The organism is Nonomuraea sp. NPDC049784 (assembly GCF_040659615.1).
Taxonomy (GTDB): Bacteria; Actinomycetota; Actinomycetes; order Streptosporangiales; family Streptosporangiaceae; genus Nonomuraea.
On record NZ_JBFAMX010001062.1, the window covers coordinates 1 to 2071 of the forward strand.

Annotated in this window: 1 protein-coding gene; it reads right to left on the reverse strand. The window is 70.9% G+C overall.

Annotation, left to right across the window (positions count from 1 at the left end):
* A partial coding sequence (locus AB0J09_RS63210; RefSeq protein WP_360713927.1) for an AMP-binding protein occupies nt 1-2071 on the reverse strand: 2071 nt, incomplete at both ends.

The window sequence follows — 2071 nt, forward strand, 5'->3', positions numbered from 1 at the left end:
CGCGGGCCCAGGTGTGTGGCCGTGGTGTGGGGCCTGTCGGTGAGCCACGGCCCGGTGGGCAGCTCGGGTACGTCCTGGGGCGAGCCGAGCCAGCGAATGTAGCCGTCGTCTGCCGGGGCGGGCTGTGCGTCGGGGTGGTCGTAGGCGTCCCACAGGTCGTGGGTGAGGATCTGTAAGGACACGAGATCGGCGACCAGGTGGTGGACCATCCAGGCGATCCGCGGCGGGCCTGCGCCGCCGATCAGGACGAGGTCGACGAGCGGGCCCGCAAGGTCGAACAGGTCCTCGCGTTCGGCCAGGCGCCGGTTCACGAGCTCGTCGTGGTCATCGGCGGGGTGGCCGCTCAGGTCCAGCAGGTGCAGGCCACGCGCGGCGAACGGGGCCAGCCGTGCCGACCATTCGCTGGTGGAGCGGGAAAAGGTAGAGCGCAGCGCGGGATGACGGCGCACGACTGCGTCGAACGCCTGCTGCAACCGGATCGGATCGATGTCCCGGTAGGGCGCCACGCTCAGATACCGCATGGTCCAGGCCCCTGCAACCGGTCGGGTGGTGAGAAGGGCGTGCTGGACAGCGCTGAGCGGCACGGGCCCATCGGTGACCGAGAAGGCATCCGCGCTGGCGCGAAGCGCGGTGACGGCACCGGCGATCCGGCCGAGCGTGCGGTAGTGCAGGACGTCGTGGACGGTCAGCTGCAGCCCCGCCCGTCGCGCGGCGCCGGCGAACAGCACGGCCTTGAGCGAGTCTCCGCCGCTGGTGAAGAAGTTCGTCTCGCTGCTGGGCGGGAGCTCGCCCAGGATGTCACCCCAGAGGCGGGCGAGGTCGTTCATGACCGGATCGCTGTGCTCCGGCGAAGGGCCGTGACCGGCGGGGTCAGGTGCCGGGAGGGCAGCCAAGGCGCGGCGGTCTACCTTTCCGCTCGAGGTCAGCGGCAACCGGGTCACCAGGTGCAGGTGGTCGGGCCGGGCGTAGAACGGCAGGTGCCGCTCGCACAGGGCTCGGGCCCGTTCGATAAGGCCGTCGTCCTCGGCGGTGGCCGCGGGGACGAGGAAGGCGGTCAGGGACAGGGCGCCGTCCGCGCCGGTGACGGTTGCGACGACGGCGGCCTCGGCGATGGACGGGTCGCTGGTCAGGATGGTTTCGATCTCGGCGGGTTCCACGCGGTGGCCGTGGATCTTCAGCTGGTCGTCGATCCGGCCGAGCATCTCCAGGTCGCCGTCGGGTCGAAGACGGGCGAGGTCACCGGTGCGATAGCCGCGCTCACCTGATGGGGTGGTGAAGAACCGGGCGGTGCTGTCTGGCGACCGGTTCGGGTAGCCGGCGGCCACCTGGGGGCCGATGACGATGAGTTCGCCTGTACCACCGGTCGCGACGAGTTGGCCGGTGTCCGGCGCGCGCAGTTCCACAGTGGTGTTCCACACCGGCCGGCCGATGGGCACCGGGTCCGGGAGGGAGGTTCCGCAGCGGAAGGTGTAGGCGGTGCAGCCGACGGTGGCCTCGGTCGGCCCGTACTCGTTGGTCACCAGCAGGCCAGGCACCGCCAGTCCCGACAAGGTGCGGGCGGTCAGCTGCTCGCCGCCGACGACCAGGTGCCGCACGGCGCGGCCAAGCTGCTCACCGGTGAGAAGCCGGGTCAGGATCCTCAGCCCGCCAGGGGTTACCTTCAGCGGGCTCAGATCACGCGCATGAAGCAGGGCCTGGGCCACATCGTGCGGGTCGTCGGCCGGGACCAGCTGGACGCGCTGCCCGGTCATCAACGGCAGCAGCAGGCTGGTGACGGTCAGGTCTGCGGCGATCGAGGAATGCACCAGCGTGCCCACGCCTCCTGCGGTGTCGTAGTAGTGAGACGCCCAGTTCAGGTAGTGCATCAACGCTGTGTGGGTGACCGGGACGCCCTTGGGCTGGCCGGTCGTGCCGGAGGTGTAGATGAGGTAGGCGAGGTCGGGGAGCCGGGCCGGACATGCTGGTGGCGCGGTCGCCGGCATCCGCGCGGGGGGCTCGTCGGCGCGAAGTTCGGGCAGGTTGGCCAGCGTGAGCATCCCAGTCGTCTCGGCGTCGGTGAGCAGCAGCCGGG